Here is a 17,325-nt window from a genome sequence, read left to right as displayed (position 1 = left end):
GCTCAGTCCGCCTTGGCGCCGGAGGCCTGGACGATCCTGGCCCACTTGTCGGCCTCGACCTTCACGAAGGCCTTGAACTCCGTGGCGCTGCTGCCGCCCAGCGTGAAGCCGCGCGAGCCGAAGTACTCCTGGATGTCCGCACTGGCCAGCGCCTTGTTCACTTCACGGTTGAGCTGCTCGACGATGGCCGGCGGCGTGGCAGCCGGCGCGAACAGGCCCTGCCACGACAGCGCCTCGAAGCCCGGGTAGCCGCTCTCGGCGATGGTCGGCACGTTGGGCAGCATCTTGTGGCGCGTCTTCGACGTCACCGCGATCGGCAGCAGCTTGCCGGCTTCCAGCTGCGGCCAGACCACGAGGAAGTCGCCGAACATCGTGTCGATCTGCCCGCCCATCAGGTCGCTCAGCGCCCCCGCGCTGCCGCGGTAGGGGATGTGCAGCATCGACACCTTGGCCGACAGCTTGAACATCTCGCCGGTCAGATGCATCGACGTGCCATTGCCCGGCGAGCCGTAGCTGATCGAGCCCGGCTTGGCCTTGGCCGCGGCCACCAGCGCCTGCACCGTCTTCGGCGCGAAGCCCGGGTTGCGCACCAGCACCAGGGGCGACGAGACGACGAGCGACACCGGCGCGAAGTCCTTCACCACGTCGTAGGGCAGCTTAGGGTACAGCGCACCGGCGATGGCGTTGCTGCCGGTCACGCCCATCAGCAGCGTGTAGCCGTCGGGCGCCGACTTGACGACGTAGTCGGCGCCGAGCGTGCCGCCCGCACCGGCACGGTTCTCGACCACCACCGGCTGCCCCCAGGCCGCGGCCAGCTTCTCGCCGATGCGGCGCGCCAGCAGGTCGGTGCTGCCGCCCGGCGGAAACGGCACGACGATGCGGATGGGCTTGGCCGGGTAGCTCTGCGCGATGGCCAGCGACGGCAGCAACGCGACAGCGGCCAGCGCCAGGGCGCCACCGAGGGCGACACGGCGAGCGGTGCGGACAAGAAGGGGGCTGCGTTTCATCGATTCACTCCTGGGTTCGTTGCATGGGGGTCCTTCGCGGTGGCAGCGTCGAGCGCGCCCCAGCCGCCACCGCCGGCCGTCTCGATCACGAGACGGTCGCCGGCATGCCATTCGGTCCGGGCGCGTGCGCCCAGCGTTTCCACCTGTCCATCGGCGCGCTCGATCCGTGCGGCCGACGACGCACCCGCGCCGCCGCCTTGCGCGCCACGCGCCTGCGACACATGCCGCTCACCGCGGTATGACACCGACGCGCGGCCTTCGAGCAGCCGGTACACGCGGCGCACGCCGTGGCCGCCTTCATGCTGGCCCGCACCACCCGAGCCGTGGCGGATGGCGTAGCACTCGACCTGCAGCGGCGCCTCGCTCTCGAGCACTTCCACCGGCGTGTTGCGTGCATTGCCGATGTCGGTCGACACGCCCGGCGTGCCGGCGCCGAGCGCGCTCGCGCCGGCGCCGCTCGCGATGATCTCGGTGAGCATCCAGCGCCGGCCGTCGTCGCGCGTGCCGCTGAGCGACACCACGGTCGCGACGCCCGCATGCGGTGCCACCGACACGCCGGCCGCCGCCTGCGACCAGGCGCCGAGCATCGCGTTGCAGGCCATCTTCACGGTGGCCGTGCGCGCGTTCACCGCGGCCGGCAGGTCGGGGTTCAGCACGCTGCCGGGCGGCAGGTGCAGCGTGAGCGGCGCCAGGCAGCCCGCGTTGTTCGGCGCGTCGGGCGCCAGCGTGCGCATGAAGAAGAGCGCCGCCGACAGCACGCTGCCGGGCGAGGCGTTGACCGGTCCGCGCACCTGCGGCGAGCTGCCGGCGAAGTCGATGTCGATGGCGTCGCCGGTCTTGCGGATGCGCACCGCGATGCACACCGGGTCGTCGCTGACGCCGTCGCCGTCGAGCTGATCTTCCCAGGCCCAGTCGCCGTCGGGTGCCTCGCGCAGCGCGGCGCGCGTCATCTGCTCGGCCTGGGCGATGAGCGCGTCGCACACGGGCAGGAAGACGTCGCCGGTGCGCTCGGCCAGCACTGCGAGTTCGCGCGCACCGAGGCTCACCGCCGACCACTGCGCCGCCAGATCGCCGCGCAGGTTGACCGGCGTGCGGCTGTTGGCGTCGAGGATGTTCTGCACGCTGGCGTCGATGCCGCCGGCCGTGCGCCAGCGCAGCGGCGGCAGGCGCAGGCCTTCCTGGTAAATCTCGGTGGCATTGGGCGGGATGGAGCCCGGCGTCATGCCGCCCACGTCCTGGTGGTGCATGCAGGTCGCGGCGACGGCGATGACCGTGTCGCCGAGCAGCACCGGCCGCACCACGACGAGGTCGGGGAGGTGCGTGCCGCCGGACCACGGGTCGTTCATCAGGTAGCCCTCGCCGTCGCGCATCGATGCGGCGGGAAAGCGCGCGAGCACGCCGCCGACCGCGGGGATCAGCGAGCCCAGCAGCAGCGGCAACGAGCGCGCCTGCGCCAGCAGCCGGCCGTCGGGCAGGAACAGGGCCGCCGCGCAGTCGCCGCCCTCGCGGGCGATGGACGAGTAGGCGGCACGCATCATGCCGCTCTGCATGCGATCGACCGCGCCCTGCAGCGCGAGGCGCAGCGGCTCCATGCGGGCGGTGATGGTCGCGTCGGTCATTCGGATGCCCTCTCGCTGCGCTCGAGCAGCAATGAATCGTCGGCAAGGCGCTGCCAGCGCCAGCCTTCGGGCACCCACACGGTGGTGAGCGCGGCGAAGAGCGAGGCCGGGCCGTTGCCGGAGGGCGGCAGGCCAGCCCACGCACTGGCCGTCGCTGCGGGCGGCGCCGTGAAAGGCGCGGGCTGCGGCAGCGCCGCTTCGAACACGGTCCGCATCTGGCGCACCTGCAACGCCTCTCGTGCCGGCAGGTTGCCGCGCAGTTGCGCATGGCGTTGTTCGAAGCGTTCGGCGAGCGCGGCGACCGTGTCGGTGTCGGGCAACCACGGCACGTCGATGGCGAATTCCTGGCCGACGTGGCACAGCGCGAGGTGCCACCGCGTGGCCTGGCCCTGCGCGTCGACCTGCGCGCGCAGGGCCTGCAGCCGGTCGTCGTCCAGCAGCACATCCATGGACTGCTCCAGGGTGCGCGTCGGCGCAGCGCACAGCATGCCGAGCGCGGCGATCACGCCGGCCTGCGGCAGCACGCGCACCTGCGTCATGCCGGCCAGATCGGCGACCTCGGCAGCGTGCTGCGCACCGCCGCCACCGGCGGCCACGAGCAGGCTGTCGGCCGGGTCGAGCCCGCGCTGGAAGCTGCGCATCTTCAGTGCCTCGGCCATCGCCGACGCGGCGGTGCGGACGACGGCCTGGGCCGCGTCCTTCACGTCGATGCCCAGCGGCGCCGCGGCATCGCGTTGCAACGCGGCTTCGGCCGCGGCGCGGTCGAGCGACACGCCGCCGGCGAGGCGCGCCGGCAAGCGGCCGAGCACGCACAGCGCGTCGGTCAGAGTCGCGCGATCCCCACCCAGACCGTAGGCCGCCGGCCCCGGCCAAGCGCCCTGCGAGCGCGGACCGAGCCGCAGCGCGCCGCCCGGCAATGCGCGCACCACGCTGCCGCCACCGACCGAGAGCGATTCGACATCCGCGCAGCGCAGCCGCAGGCTCAGGTCGCCGACCTGCAACGCGTCGCCGAAGGCCGGTCGACCGTGCTCGACGATGCCGATGTCCGTGCTGGTGCCGCCGACATCGATGGCCATCACCACGGGCGACGCGCCGGCACGCCCACCCAGGCTCGCGGCCACGCCTTCGAGCGCGGCGCACGGCCCCGACATCGCCAGGCCGACCGGCCGTGCGGCCACGTCGCACCAGGCGCCGGTGCCGCCTTCGGAGCGCATCAGGAAGGGTTCGGGCAGGCCGCGCGCCGTCAGGGCGCTGGCCAGTTCGCGCAGGTAGTCGGCGACCATCGGCTTGGCATAGGCGTCGAGCGCGGTGGTGAGAAAGCGCTCGAACTCGCGCGGCTTCGGGTCGACCTCGCTCGACAGCGACACCATCAGCGTCGGCAGGCGCGCGGCGAGCACATCGCGCAACTTCTGTTCGTGCGCTGGGTTGCGGTGCGCGAACAGCAGGCACACGGCCACGGCGCGCACGCCCGACTGCGCGATGGCGTCCGCGATGCGGTCGAAGCCTTCGAGCGCGAGCGGTGCTGTCTCGCGACCCTGTGCGTCGATGCGCCCGCCGATCTCGAAGCGCAGGTGCTCGGGGAACAGCCGCTCGTCCGGCGTCGGCCTGGCGATGACAGGCAGGTACAGCTCGCGCCGCTCCTGGCGGCCGAGCGCCAGCACGTCGCCCATGCCGGCAGTCGTCAGCACCGCGACCGGCGGCGCGTTCTGTTCGAGCAGCAGATTGGTGACCACGGTGGACCCGTGCACGATGCGGGCCACCTGCTGCGGCGCGACGCCGTTCTCGGCGCAGATGCGGTCGATGGCGGCCAGCACGGGCCCGGCCAACTGGCCCGCCACGCGCGGATGCTTCAGACTGGCCAGCCGGCCGTCGTCGGCGACCGCGACGGCATCGATGAAGGTGCCGCCCATGTCGACACCGATCGCCCAGCGTGACGTGTCGGGCGTGGCCATCAGAAGCGGTCGGGCCGGAACGGCGTCAGGTCGACCTGCGGCGCGCGGCCGGCCACCAGGTGAGCGATCTCGCGGCCGGTGCTCGCGCCCATGCACATGCCCATGTGGCCGTGGCCGAAGGCGAGCCAGGCGTTGTCGGCGCCGCGTGCGCGGCCGACCACCGGCAGGCTGTCGGGCAGGCAGGGTCGATGGCCCATCCAGCGCGTGATCTCGGAGGTGTCGAGGTGCGGGAACAGGTGGCGGCCCTGCTGCAGCAGCGCATCGGCGCGCTCGTAATTCGGCGGCGCCTGCAGGCCGGCGAATTCCACCGTGCCGGCGAGGCGCAGGCCCATCGCCATCGGGTTGACCATCAGGTTGTGCTCGACCGCCATCACGGTGTGGCGCAGGGCGAGGTTCGAGCTGCGCACGGTGACGTGGTAGCCGCGCTGCGTTTCGAGCGGCACGCGCTCGCCCAGCGCTGCGGCCAGCGGTGCCGACCAGGCACCCGCCGCGACGACCACGCCGTCGACGGCGAGCGAGCCACCCGAATCGAGCTGCACGCCGGTCACCCGCCCCCCCTGGCGCTCGAAGCCCACGACGCTGTGCCCGTTGCGCCTGGCGCCATCGACGATGCAGCGCGCGTGCAGCGCCTTCACCAGCGCGGAGGGGTCGGCGGTCGAGCCGTTGTCCGGCGCCAGCAGGCCGAAGCGGAAGCGGCCCTTCAGGTCGGGCTCCAGCGCTTCCAGCTCGTCGCGTTCGACATCGACCAGCTTCACGCCGAGCGAGCGCCGCAGGTTCATGCCCCACTGCCACTGCGCTGCGGCTTCGCGCGACGAGTAGACATAGAGGCAGCCGCTGCGGCTCACCAGCGCTTGCGCGTCGGCATGGGCCAGCAACGGGTCGTAGCAGTCGAAGATGGGTTCGAGCAGCGTGCGCAGCGCGGTGGCGATGCGCGTGACCTCTTCGCGCGTCGAGTGCTGCAGCATGCGCACCAGCCAGGGCAACACGACCGGCGCATAACGCCAGCGCACGGTGAGCGGCCCCAGCGGATCGAGCAGCCAGCGCGGCACGCGCTTCCACATGCCGGGCATGCCGACCGGCAGGCAGGCGCTGGGCGACAGCGACCCCGCGTTGCCGAACGAGCAGGCTTCGCCCGGTTCGAGGGGATCGATGAAGGTGACCTGGTGACCGTCGCGCTGCAACCATGCTGCGGTGCAGACGCCCACGATGCCGGTCCCGATGACGGCGATGTGCATGCGGCGCATTCTGTGAATCGGCGCCATCATCAATCAAGCCAGTTCTTTTGATGTGCGCATCAGACTTTCTGATAATCGGCCACCATGCCCGTCCTCGACCATCCCACCCTGGTGCAGCCATGAACATCAGCTTGCGCCAGATGCGCGCCTTTTCCGCCGTGGCGCGCGCCGGCAGTTTCACCGCCGCGGCCAGGCAGGTGAACCTCACGCAGTCCGCCGTCAGCATGCTGGTACAGCAGCTGGAAGAGGCACTGGGCGTGGCGCTGTTCGACCGCGGCGCGGCCGTCACGCTGACCGAAGCGGGCCGTCAGTTGCTGCCGCTGGCGCGCCGCATCCTCGACGACGTGAACCAGGTGGTCGAAGGCGCGTCCGACCTGCGATCGCTGCGCACCGGGCTGCTGCGGGTGGTGGCGCCACAGATGCTGAGCTGCACCTGGATCTCGACGGTGCTGGGCGAATTCGCGGCGGCGCACCCCGACATCGGTCTGCGCGTGACCGACGCGACGACCGACGACGTGGTGGGCGTGGTGCGCCGCGGCGAGGCGGAACTCGGCGTCGGCCCCGAACGCACCGTGGGCGAGGACGTGACGCGCAGCTTCCTGATGGACGTGCCGATCCGCATGGTCTGCCCTGCGACGCACCCGCTGGCCGGGCGGCGCGGCGTGTCGTGGGACGAACTGCGCAACGAGCGCTGGGTGATCTATTCGAGCGAGTTCAACCGCCAGCTCGAACGCATCCTGCAGTCGCACGATGCGTCGCTGTCGATGCAGACCGCCGTGGAGGTCGGCTACCTCACGACGGCGCTTGCGATGGTCGGTGTGGGCTCGGGACTGGCCGCGGTGCCCGACTACGCGCGCATGTTCGCGGACAACTTCAAGGTGCGCTTCGTGCCGTTGCGGGGGCCGGAGATTCGGCGGCAGTTCTATATCTATCAGCGGCGGGGGATGGCGCTGTCACCGGCCGCGGAAGCGTTCGTGGCGATGATGCAGCGGCATGCGGGGCGGGGGGCGTCGAAGGGCTGAGCAAAACGGTTCGGGGGTTCGGGGGCGTCGGCGGGCGGTATGCCTTTGGGCGGCAGACGTCTCCGGCCCTTCGGGCTTCGCTGCTGCTCCTCACGAAAGGTGGGGTCCGCGCAAACTCGCTTCGCTCAAACACGCGCGGCCCTGATCCGCCTTTCGCTGCGGTGCTCGCCGGAGCCTCAACAGCCGCCCAAAGACATACCACCCACCAACGTGGACGCGATCGTTGTGCATCTCTCTCCCCGGCGAGCGCAATCGTCGCGCGCCCACCAAGCCCGGCAGGCGGTGCGGGCCGGGCGATCCCCTGTGCGCCGCTGAGGAGCGCAGCCTTTCGCGGATCAGGGCTCGCCCTTGTCTGAGCGCAGCGAGTTTGGGCGGGACCCCGCGAAAGGCGAGCACCGCAAGGCAGCCCGAAGGGCCGGCGCACCGGGGTCGAACGGCCCGCACCGCCTGCCGGGCGCCCTCACCAGAACCAACGATAGAACCTCAGCCCCGCGCCTTCCCCGCGACCAGCTTCATCCCAGGCATCAACTCCGCCGCCAACTCCGGCCGCTCCAACGCATAGTCCAGATTCATCCGCGCAATCTCCACATGCTCCTCGCCCAGCGCCTGCGCGCGTGAGCCCTGCCCTCGCTCGATCGCCTGCACCAGCGCGTGGTGCGTGCGGTGCGCCTGCCGCATCCACTGCTGGCCCTCTTCCATCGACGACTGCATCGGCAGCATCGCGCTCGGCGACGCGAAGGGCTGGCCGTCGAGCATGTCCATCACGCGGCGAAGCGCCGAGTTGCCGCAGCCGTCCATGATGAGCTTGTGGAAGCGGTCGTTCATCTCGACGTAGGCCGCGTAGTCGTCGAGTTCCATCGTGGGTTTGTTGACCGCCTTGTCGCCGTCGTCGAGGCACGCGTTGAGATCGCGCAGCAGTTGACGCGGCGCACCGTCTTCGGCCAGCAGGCGCGCGGCGAAACCTTCGATCAAACCGCGCACGCGGATCGCATCGGCGATCTCGCGGGACGTGAAGCGCCGCATCTGGTAGCCGCCCGAGGGCGAGGGCTCGATCAGGCCTTCGTGCTCGAGGCTCGTGAGCGCGAGCCGCACCGGCGTGCGCGAGGCACCGAGCTTCTCGGCCAGCGGGATCTCGGCCAGCCGCTCGCCGGGCACGAATTCGCCCTTGAGGATCATGTCGCGCAACTGAACCAGCACGCGGGATTGTTGGGAGTCCATGGGATTCGCAAGGCGCAGCAAAGAAGCCCCATTCTAGGAGAGGCGCCGAGCATGCACACAAGCGACCCGCATTGGTCCGGTTGTTGCATACACTCCCGCCAAAGACCCAAATCAGGACGTTGACGCACATCAAAGGTGCGCTCAAAAATCACCATCTACCGGTTCGATCCACCCAATAACCCACTGATTTCGTAGAAAGACGTTGACCTTCGACAAAGACAACTCCGACAATGTATGCAATTGCATGCAAAGCATGTTCGTCAAAACCTCGATGGAGCTCCACGCATGATCAGCGCCGAACAGAACGATCTCATCACCCGGGTCGGCCCCGGAACGCCCGCCGGCCAGCTGCTGCGCCGCTACTGGCAGCCGGTGGCGATTTCGGACGAGCTTTCCGGGCCGCGCCCGGTGAAGGCCGTGCAGCTGATGGGACAACACTTCGTCCTGTTCCGCGACGAGAACGGCCAGCTCGGCATGCTCGACCGCGACTGCCCGCACCGCGGCGCCGACCTGGCCTTCGGCCGGCTCGAAGGCGGCGGCCTGCGCTGCCCGTTCCACGGCTGGCTGTTCGACGTGAAGGGCACCTGCCTGGAAACACCGGCCGAGCCGGCCGGCAGCAAGCTGTGCACGCGCATCAAACAGTCCGCGTATCCGGTCGTCGAGAAGAGCGGGACCATCTTTGCCTACATCGGCGAAGGCGAGCCGCCCGCGTTCCCCGACTTCGACTGCTTCGTCGCGCCCGACACGCACACCTTCGCCTTCAAGGGCCTGTTCGAGTGCAACTGGCTCCAGGCGCTCGAGGTGGGCATCGACCCGGCGCATGCCTCGTACCTGCACCGCTTCTTCGAGGACGAAGACACGTCGGAGAGCTACGGCAAGCAGTTCCGCGGTGCCTCGGCCGACTCCGACCTGCCGATCACCAAGGTGCTGCGCGAGTTCGACCTGCCCGAGATCAACGTCGACAACACCGACTACGGCATGCGCCTGACCACGCTGCGCAAGGTGTCGGCCACCGACACGCATGTGCGCGTCACCAACGTGGTGTTCCCGCAGGCCTTCGTGATCCCGATGAGCACCGAGATGACCATCTCGCAATGGCACGTGCCGGTGGACGACACGCACTGCTACTGGTACGCCATCTTCACCAGCTTCACCGGCCCGGTGAACAAGCAGCAGATGCGCGACCAACGCCTGGAACTGTACGAGCTGCCGAACTACACCTCGCGCCGCAACAAGCGCAACGACTACGGCTACGACGTCAACGAACAGCTCACCAAGACCTACACCGGCATGGGCGAGGACATCAACGTGCACGACCAGTGGGCGGTCGAGTCGCAAGGCCCGATCCAGGACCGCACGCGCGAACACCTGGGCACGACCGACAAGGGCATCATTGCCTACCGCCGTCTGCTGGTGAAGGCCATCGAGAGCACGCAGGCCGGCGAAGGCGCACCGATGGTCATCGGCCAGGAACAGGCCAGCGCCATGTCGGGCCCGCCCTCGATCGACGGCGTGAACGAGAAGGCCGGCGAAGGCGTCGGCCCGCAAGCGTACTGGCAGCAGGCCGACCGCGACCGCCGCCTGAAGTCCACCTGGGCCGCTGCGCGGCTCGGCGCCTGAGCCCCGGCACGCCATGAGCAATTTCGTGAATCGCTTCGGCCTCTGGTCCGACGACCAGGAGAAGCAGGCCAAGGAGCTGGTGCGCCGGCTCGACAGCGGCGAGGTCGACGTGGTGCGCTTCGCGTTCCCCGACCAGCACGGCATCCTGCGCGGCAAGACGCTGGTGGCCAGCGAGGCGCGCGACGCGCTGTGGGACGGCGTCAACCTCACCTCCACCCTGCTCGCCAAGGACACTTCGCACAAGACCGTGTTCCCGGTGTTCAGCGCCGGCGGCGGCTTCGCCATGGAAGGCTTCCAGGGCGGCGCCGACTTCACCGTCGTGGCCGACCCCGCCACCTTCAAGGTGCTGCCGTGGTCGCCGCGCACGGGCTGGGTCCTGTGCGATGCGTACATGGCCGACGGCAAGCCCTGCCCCTTCGCGACGCGGCAGATCCTGCAGCGCGCGGTCCAGCAGCTCGACGCGCTCGGCCTGGACTTCATCGCCGGGCTCGAGGTCGAGTTCCATGTCTTCAAGCTCGACGACCCGCGCCTCGGCTTGGGCGATTCGGGCCAGCCGGGCGAGCCGCCGCGCGTGTCGCTGCTGTCGCACGGCCACCAGTACCTCACCGAGCTGCGCTACGACCGGCTCGACCCGGTGATGGAGCTGCTGCGATCCAACCTCATCGCGCTCGGCCTGCCGCTGCGCTCGCTGGAGATCGAATACGGCCCGAGCCAGTTCGAGCTGACCTTCGGCCCCACCGCCGGCGTGCTGCCCGCTGACACGATGGTGCTGCTGCGCAGCGCCATCAAGCAGATCTGCCAGCGTGCGGGCTACCACGCCACCTTCATGTGCCGGCCGAAGATCCCGAACGTGATGTCCAGCGGCTGGCACCTGCACCAGTCGCTGCGCCGCAAGCGCGATGGGGTGAACGCCTTCATGCCCGAGGCCGACGGCCAGGATCTGAGCCCGCTCGGCCTGCACTACCTCGGCGGGTTGAAGGCGCACGCCTGCGGCGCCGCCGCGCTCGCGAGCCCGACCATCAACGGCTACCGCCGCTACCGCCCGTTTTCACTGGCGCCCGACCGCGCCATCTGGGCGCGCGACAACCGCGGCGCGATGCTGCGCGTGCTCGGCGGCCCTGGCCAGAAGGCGACGCGCATCGAGAACCGCGTGGGCGAACCGACCGCCAACCCGTACCTCTACCTCGCGTCGCAACTCTTCTCCGGGCTCGACGGCATCCGCAACCAGACCGACCCCGGCCCCTCGGCCGATGCGCCCTACGAAACGCCTGCGCAGCAGCTGCCGCGTTCGCTCGGCGATGCGCTGGCCTGCCTGCGCGACGACGCCATGCTCACCGAACAAATGGGCAAGACCTTCGTCGACTACCTCTGCCACATCAAGGAAGCGGAGATCGCCCGCTTCAACCTCGACGTCAGCGAATGGGAACATCGCGAGTACTTCGACATGTTCTGAAGCCCTGATGCCAATAACCACGATGCCCACGATCCACTACATCCTCCAAGACGGCAGCACCCGCGCCATCGACGCCAAGCCCGGCAGCAGCGTGATGGAAAACGCCGTGCGCAACAACGTGCGCGGCATCGACGCCGAATGCGGCGGCTCCTGCTCCTGCGCGACCTGCCACGTCTACGTCGACGACGCCTTCATCGCCCTGCTGCCGCCGGCCGACGACATGGAGAACGACCTGCTCGACGGCGTCGCCGCCGAACGCCGGCCTGGCAGCCGCCTGAGCTGCCAGATCACGATGACGGCCGCGCTCGACGGCCTGACCGTGCGCGTGCCCGAGACGCAGATCTGATGCCCGGCGCGAAAACCCTGGTGATCGTCGGCGCGTCGTATGCCGGCGTGCAGCTCGCGGCCACCGCGCGCGAACTCGGCTTCGAGGAACCGATCACGATCCTCGGCGACGAACGCCACCTGCCCTACCAGCGGCCGCCGCTGTCGAAGGGGCTGCTTACCGGCAAGACGACGGTCGACCAGTTGCAGCTGCGCGGGCCGGACTTCTTCACGCAGAACCGCATCGACCTGCAGCTCGGCCAGCGCGCCGCAGCGGTCGACGCCGGCGCGCGCACGGTCACGCTGGCCGATGGCCGCACGCTCGACTACGGCTGGCTCGCGCTGACGACCGGCGCGCGTTGCCGGCCCTTCGCGGTGCCGGGCGCGGAACTCGACGGCGTGCTCGAACTGCGCACGCTCGACGACGCCCTGCGCGTGGCCGACGCGGCCGGCCGCACGAAGCGCGCCTGCGTCATCGGCGGCGGCTTCATCGGCCTCGAAGTGGCATCGGCCCTGCGCACGCGCGGCGTCGAGGTCACGGTGGTCGAGGCCCAACCGCACCTGCTGACCCGCAGCTTCCCGCCCATCATGTCGGCCTACGTCGAGAACGCGCATCGGCGCCGCGGCATCGAGCTGCTCACCGGCCGCGGCGTGCGCGCCTTGCACGGCAGCAACGGCCATGTCGATGCGGTCGAGCTGGCAGACGGCCACCGCGTGGACTGCGACCTGGTGGTGCTCGGCGTCGGCGTGCTGCCGAACGTCGAGCTGGCGCAGGCGGCGCACCTGGCGGTCGACAACGGCATCGTGGTCGACGCCTTCGGCCGCACCTCGGCACCGCGCGTGCTGTCGGCCGGCGACGTGGCCTCGATGACGATCGCGCCGGTACCCGGCGGCCCGACGCGGGTGCGGCTCGAATCGATCCAGGCGGCCAACGACGGTGCGCGTGCCGCGGCCTCGGTGGTGGTCGGGCGCGAGCAGCCCAACACCGCGGTGCCGTGGTTCTGGAGCGACCAGTTCGACCTCAAGTTCCAGATGGCCGGCCTACCGATGCACGGCGACGAGGTCGTGACCCGTGGTGACATCGCCAGTGACAAGTTCAGCCTGTTCTACCTGCGCGACGGCGTGCTGGTCGGTGCGCACTCGGTCAACAAGCCGGCCGAGCACATGCACAGCCGCAAGCTGATCGCCGCACGCGCGCAGCCCACCGCCGCGCAACTGGCCGACACCTCCTTCGACCTGAAGAGCGTGCCGACGGCCACGACCTGATTCCTTCCAACCTCGGAGTTCCATGATGAAGATGACCAAGCGAAGCACCCTTGCCACCCTCGCCCTCGCCGCGCTCACGGCCATGGGCGCCTTCGGCAGCGCGCACGCGGCCGACGAGCCGCTGCGCATCGGCATGATCGCCACCTATTCCGGCCCCTACGCCGACTACGGCCGGCAGTTCGACGCCGGCGTGGCGCTGTACCTGAAGGAACACGGCGGCAAGATCGCCGGGCGCACCGTCGAGATCATCAAGAAGGACACGGCCGGCCCGGCGCCCGATGCCGCCAAGCGCATGGCGCAGGAACTGGTCGTGCGCGACAAGGTGAGCATCCTCACCGGCCTCGACTTCAGCCCCAACGCCTATGCGGTGAGCGCCATCGCCACGCAGGCGAAGATCCCGACCATCGTGATGAACGCATCGTCGTCGGCCATCACCAGCAGCTCGCCGTATGTGGCGCGGCTGTCGTTCACCGTGCAGCAAGTGTCCGACCCGATGGCACGCTGGATGATCAAGAACGGCATCAAGGAGTCGTACGTGGTCGTGGCCGACTATGCGTCGGGCACCGATTCGTTCACCGCCTTCAAGAAGGCTTTCGAGGAAGGCGGCGGCAAGATCCTCGGCGAACTGCGCACGCCGATGAACAACCCCGACTTCTCGGCCTACGTGCAGCGCCTGAAGGACGCCAAGCCGCAGTCGGTGTTCTTCTTCTTCCCCTCGGGCGTGATGCCCCCGGCCTTCCTCAAGGTGTGGAAGGAACGCGGCATGGACGAGGCCGGCATCAAGCTCTTCGCCACCGGCGAAGCGACCGACGACAGCTACCTCGATGCGACCGGCGACGTCGCGCTGGGCCTGGTCACCGCGCACCACTACTCGTACGCCCACCCCTCGCCCAAGAACCAGAAGTTCGTGAAGGACTTCGTCGCGCAGTTCGGCACCTCGATGCGCCCGAGCTACTTCGCCGTGACCGCCTACGACGCCATGGCCGCCATCGATCTGGCGCTCGCCAAGACCAAGGGCGACGTGTCGGGCGACAAGGTGATGGACGCGCTCAAGGGCCTGCGCTTCGAGAGCCCGCGCGGCCCGATCGAGATCGACCCGGTCACGCGCGACATCGTGCAGACGGTGTACATCCGCAAGACCGAGAAGGTCGACGGCAAGCTGGTGAACGTCGAGTTCGACAAGTTCGACAAGGTCAAGGACCCGGCCAAGGAAGCCGCGAAGTAAGCAGCGCGGCGCACAGCCAGCACCGCCGGCCCGACACCGGCGCGCAGCCAACAACGGGAATTTCATGGGTATCGTTATTTTTGACGGCGTGGCCTACGGCATGCTCCTCTTCCTCATCGCGGTGGGCCTGTCCATCACGATGGGCCTGATGAACTTCGTCAACCTCGCCCATGGCACATTCGCGATGGTCGGTGGCTACGCCGCGAGCGTGCTGATGAGCCGCTACGGCGTGGGCTTCTTCCCGGCGCTGGCCGCGGCCTTCGTCGCCGCGGCACTGATCGGCGCGGTGCTGGAGTTCACGTTCTACCGGCGGCTCTACAAGGCCCACCCGCTCGACCAGGTGCTGCTGTCGATCGGCATCGTGTTCGTCTCGATCGCCGTCTTCACCTACTTCTTCGGCCCGACGATGCAGCCCTTCCAGCTGCCGCCGCTGCTCGACGGACGGGTGTCGCTGGGCGGGCTCGAGGTCGGCCGCTACCGGCTCTTCCTCATCCTCTGCGGCGTGCTCGTGCTGGCCGTGCTGCTGCTGGGCATCGGCAAGACGCGCTACGGCGCGATGGTGCGCGCGGCGGTCGACAACCAGCGCGTGGCGGCCGGCACCGGCATCCACGTGCAGCGCCTGTTTTTTCTGACCTTCTCGCTGGGCTGCGGCCTGGCGGGCCTGGGCGGCGCGCTCAGCCTGGGCATGCTCGGGCTGGAGCCGTCGTTCCCGCTCAAGTACCTCGTGTACTTCCTGATCGTGGTGTGCGTCGGCGGCGCCGGCACCATCACCGGCCCCTTCGTCGCGGCGCTGCTGGTCGGCATCGTCGACATGGCCGGCAAGTACTACTGGCCGGAAGCGGGCGCCTTCCTCATCTACGTCGTGATGATCGTCATGCTGCTGCTGCGGCCCAACGGCATCATTCCGCGCAAAGGCATCGCATGACGCGCATCACCCTTTCTCCGCAGCGACTGCGCTGGGCCGAGGTGGCCTTCTGGCTCGCGCTCGCATCCTGCTTCTTCCTGCTGCCGGACAAGCTCACGCTGATGAGCCAGATCCTCATCTTCGGCCTGTTCGCGGTGTCGCTCGACATGGCGCTGGGCTACGCCGGCATCCTCACCGTCGGCCACGCGGCCTTCTTCGGCGCCGGCGCCTATGCGGCGGGCCTGCTCGCCAAGCACGGCTGGGGCGAGCCCTTCACGGGGCTGCTGGTGGCGCTGGTCGTCTGCGCCGCGCTCGGCTACCTGCTGAGCTATCTGGTGGTGCGCGGCGCCGACCTCACGCGGCTGATGATCACCATCGGCGTGTGCGTGCTGCTGGCCGAGCTGGCCAACCGGCTGTCGGGCATCACCGGCGGCACCGACGGCCTGCAGGGCATGGTCATGTGGCCGGTGCTCGGACTGTTCGAGTTCGACCTTTACGGCAAGACCGCCTTTCTCTACGCCTTCGGCGTGGTGCTCGTCATGTTCCTGGGCGTGCGGCTGATCCTGCGCTCGCCCTTCGGCCTGGCGCTGCGCGGCATCCACGACAGCCGCAAGCGCATGCTGGCGATCGGCTCGCCGGTGGCGTCGCGCCTGCGCATGGCCTATGCGCTGTCGGCCTCGGTGGCCGGCGTGGCCGGTGCGCTGCTGGCGCAGACCACGCAGTTCGTCGGCATCGAGTCGATCGGCTTCAACCGCTCGGCCGAGGTGCTGATCATCCTGGTGCTGGGCGGCACCGGCCGGCTCTACGGCGGGATGATCGGCGCGCTGGTCTACATGCTGGTGCACGACGCCTTCGCCGACCTCAACCCGGAGTACTGGATGTTCTGGCTCGGCATCTTCCTGATCGCGGCCGTCATGGTCGGCCGCGGCGGCATCATGGGCGCGCTGTCGCGCCTCGCGAAGCGGAGCGCGCCATGAAGCCGGCACTGCAGACCCACGGCCTGGGCGTGCGCTTCGGCGCCTTCCAGGCGGTGAACGACGTGCACCTTTCGCTCGAACCCGGCGCGCGCCAGGCACTCATCGGCCCCAACGGTGCCGGCAAGACCACGCTCATCAACCTGCTGACCGGCGTGATCAGGCCGACCGCCGGGCGCATCGAGATGGACGGCCAGGACATCACCGGCTTCGCCGCCGACCGCCGCGCGCGCATGGGCCTGGCGCGCACCTTCCAGATCAACACGCTGTTCCCCAGCCTCACGCCGCTGCTGTCGGTGGTGCTCGCCATCAGCGAGCGCGAAGGCCTGGGCGCGGTGTGGTGGCGGCCGCTCGTGCGTCACACGGCGCTGTTCGACGAGGCGCACGCGCTGCTCGGCCGCCTGAGGCTGGACGCCCTGGCCGACGTGCCGGTGGCCGAGCTGGCCTACGGTAAGCAGCGCCTGCTGGAGATCGCGCTCGCCATGGCCGCCAAACCCCGCATCCTGCTGCTCGACGAACCCGCGGCCGGCGTGCCCGAGGACGAGAGCGGCGAACTCTTCGAAGCGATTGCCGAACTGCCGCAGGACATCAGCGTGCTGTTCATCGAACATGACATGAAACTCGTCTTCCGTTTCTCGCGCCGCATCTCGGTCCTGGTGGCCGGGCAGATCCTGACCGAAGGCACACCTGCCGAGATCGGCATCGACCCGCGCGTGCGCGAGGTCTACCTGGGCCACGCCCACGCCGGCACGCATGCAGGAGTGGCCCATGGCTGAACTGCTCGCCTTCGACAACGTCGTCGCCGGCTACGGCAACGCGGTCGTGCTGCACCGCCTGGGCTTCACGCTGGCCGAGGGCCAGAGCCTGGCCGTGCTCGGTCGCAACGGCGTGGGCAAGACCACGCTGCTCGAGACGCTGATGGGCAACACCCGCGTCACGCAGGGCGCCATCCGCTGGTGCGGCGAGGACATCACGCGCTGGCCGGCGCACCGCCGCGCGCGCACCGGCCTGGGCTGGGTGCCGCAGGAGCGCGAGGTGTTCCCCTCGCTCACGGTGGAGGAGAACCTCACCGTGGTCGCCAGCCCCGGCCCCTGGAACCTGCAGCGCGTGTACGGCTTCTTCCCGCGGCTGCGCGAGCGCCGCGGCAACTACGGCAACCAGCTCTCGGGGGGTGAACAGCAGATGCTGGCCATCGGCCGCGCCCTCATGACCAACCCCAAGCTGCTGCTGCTCGACGAACCGATGGAAGGCCTCGCGCCGATCATCGTGGAAGAGCTGGCCGCATCGATCCGCCGCCTGTGCGAAGGCGAAGGCCTGGCGTCGATCGTGGTCGAGCAGCACCCTGTGCTCGCGCTCGAGATGACGCACCAGGCCATCGTGCTCGAACGCGGCACCGTCGTGCACGCCGGCACCAGCGCCGCGCTGGCCGCCGATGCGGCACTGCTCGATGGGCTGCTGGGCGTCGGCATCGCCGAAGTGCCCGCCTGAGGCACGGCGCATCGTTTC

Annotated in this window: 15 protein-coding genes; 10 read left to right on the top strand and 5 right to left on the bottom strand. The window is 69.7% G+C overall.

Features of this window, described 5'->3' with window-relative positions; genetic code table 11:
• Positions 1 to 2: 2 nt before the first annotated feature.
• Genes N8A90_RS11175 through N8A90_RS11160 form a run of 4 tightly spaced genes read right to left on the bottom strand, consistent with a single transcriptional unit; the run spans position 3 to position 5,813 of the window.
• Complete coding sequence (locus tag N8A90_RS11175) at positions 3 to 1,007, bottom strand: tripartite tricarboxylate transporter substrate binding protein (RefSeq protein WP_262074937.1); 1,005 nt, start codon at positions 1,005 to 1,007, stop codon at positions 3 to 5.
• Positions 1,004 to 2,626: a hydantoinase B/oxoprolinase family protein gene (locus N8A90_RS11170; RefSeq protein WP_262074936.1), complete on the bottom strand. Its 1,623-nt coding sequence runs from the start codon at positions 2,624 to 2,626 to the stop codon at positions 1,004 to 1,006. The genes N8A90_RS11175 and N8A90_RS11170 overlap by 4 nt, the downstream gene beginning before the upstream one ends.
• Complete coding sequence (locus N8A90_RS11165) at positions 2,623 to 4,578, bottom strand: hydantoinase/oxoprolinase family protein (RefSeq protein WP_262074935.1); 1,956 nt, start codon at positions 4,576 to 4,578, stop codon at positions 2,623 to 2,625. Before N8A90_RS11165 ends, N8A90_RS11170 begins: the two co-directional genes overlap by 4 nt.
• Positions 4,578 to 5,813 (bottom strand): NAD(P)/FAD-dependent oxidoreductase, encoded by a 1,236-nt coding sequence (locus tag N8A90_RS11160; protein ID WP_262074934.1) that lies wholly within the window; start codon positions 5,811 to 5,813, stop codon positions 4,578 to 4,580. The genes N8A90_RS11165 and N8A90_RS11160 overlap by 1 nt, the downstream gene beginning before the upstream one ends.
• Positions 5,814 to 5,932: 119 nt before the next feature.
• Between N8A90_RS11160 and N8A90_RS11155 the strand changes: the two genes are divergently transcribed.
• A complete protein-coding gene (locus tag N8A90_RS11155; RefSeq protein ID WP_262074933.1) occupies positions 5,933 to 6,835 on the top strand; it encodes a LysR family transcriptional regulator in 903 nt (300 codons plus the stop codon).
• A gap of 483 nt (positions 6,836 to 7,318) precedes the next feature.
• On the opposite strand, the gene N8A90_RS11150 is transcribed toward N8A90_RS11155, so the two are convergent.
• Positions 7,319 to 8,053 (bottom strand): GntR family transcriptional regulator, encoded by a 735-nt coding sequence (locus N8A90_RS11150; protein ID WP_262074932.1) that lies wholly within the window; start codon positions 8,051 to 8,053, stop codon positions 7,319 to 7,321.
• A gap of 285 nt (positions 8,054 to 8,338) precedes the next feature.
• On the opposite strand from N8A90_RS11150, the gene N8A90_RS11145 reads away from it, so the two are divergent.
• From N8A90_RS11145 to N8A90_RS11105, 9 genes are all read left to right on the top strand, one after another.
• Positions 8,339 to 9,673 carry an aromatic ring-hydroxylating dioxygenase subunit alpha gene (locus tag N8A90_RS11145; RefSeq protein WP_262074931.1) on the top strand — a complete coding sequence of 445 codons (1,335 nt, stop codon included), beginning with the start codon at positions 8,339 to 8,341 and terminating at the stop codon, positions 9,671 to 9,673.
• A gap of 13 nt (positions 9,674 to 9,686) precedes the next feature.
• Entirely contained in the window at positions 9,687 to 11,126 is a 1,440-nt protein-coding gene (locus N8A90_RS11140; protein ID WP_262074930.1) for a glutamine synthetase family protein, read from the top strand.
• A 22-nt stretch (positions 11,127 to 11,148) separates the two neighbouring features.
• Positions 11,149 to 11,472, top strand: a complete 324-nt coding sequence (locus N8A90_RS11135) for a (2Fe-2S)-binding protein (protein WP_262075174.1) — start codon at positions 11,149 to 11,151, stop codon at positions 11,470 to 11,472.
• Positions 11,472 to 12,716 (top strand): NAD(P)/FAD-dependent oxidoreductase, encoded by a 1,245-nt coding sequence (locus N8A90_RS11130; protein ID WP_262074929.1) that lies wholly within the window; start codon positions 11,472 to 11,474, stop codon positions 12,714 to 12,716. The genes N8A90_RS11135 and N8A90_RS11130 overlap by 1 nt, the downstream gene beginning before the upstream one ends.
• A gap of 25 nt (positions 12,717 to 12,741) precedes the next feature.
• Positions 12,742 to 13,941 carry an ABC transporter substrate-binding protein gene (locus tag N8A90_RS11125; RefSeq protein ID WP_262075173.1) on the top strand — a complete coding sequence of 400 codons (1,200 nt, stop codon included), beginning with the start codon at positions 12,742 to 12,744 and terminating at the stop codon, positions 13,939 to 13,941.
• A gap of 64 nt (positions 13,942 to 14,005) precedes the next feature.
• Positions 14,006 to 14,866 (top strand): branched-chain amino acid ABC transporter permease, encoded by an 861-nt coding sequence (locus N8A90_RS11120; RefSeq protein WP_262074928.1) that lies wholly within the window; start codon positions 14,006 to 14,008, stop codon positions 14,864 to 14,866.
• The gene (locus N8A90_RS11115) at positions 14,863 to 15,822 is read left to right on the top strand and encodes a branched-chain amino acid ABC transporter permease (RefSeq protein WP_262074927.1); all 960 of its coding nucleotides are present in this window, start codon (positions 14,863 to 14,865) and stop codon (positions 15,820 to 15,822) included. The genes N8A90_RS11120 and N8A90_RS11115 overlap by 4 nt, the downstream gene beginning before the upstream one ends.
• Entirely contained in the window at positions 15,819 to 16,595 is a 777-nt protein-coding gene (locus N8A90_RS11110; RefSeq protein WP_262074926.1) for an ABC transporter ATP-binding protein, read from the top strand. The genes N8A90_RS11115 and N8A90_RS11110 overlap by 4 nt, the downstream gene beginning before the upstream one ends.
• Positions 16,588 to 17,307: an ABC transporter ATP-binding protein gene (locus tag N8A90_RS11105; protein WP_262074925.1), complete on the top strand. Its 720-nt coding sequence runs from the start codon at positions 16,588 to 16,590 to the stop codon at positions 17,305 to 17,307. Before N8A90_RS11110 ends, N8A90_RS11105 begins: the two co-directional genes overlap by 8 nt.
• Positions 17,308 to 17,325: the final 18 nt, after the last annotated feature.

This window comes from Variovorax sp. N23 (assembly GCF_025486315.1).
In the GTDB taxonomy this organism is placed as follows: Bacteria; Pseudomonadota; Gammaproteobacteria; order Burkholderiales; family Burkholderiaceae_C; genus Variovorax.
Note: the sequence above shows the minus strand (reverse complement) of the source record. Positions and strands in the feature narration are given on the sequence as shown.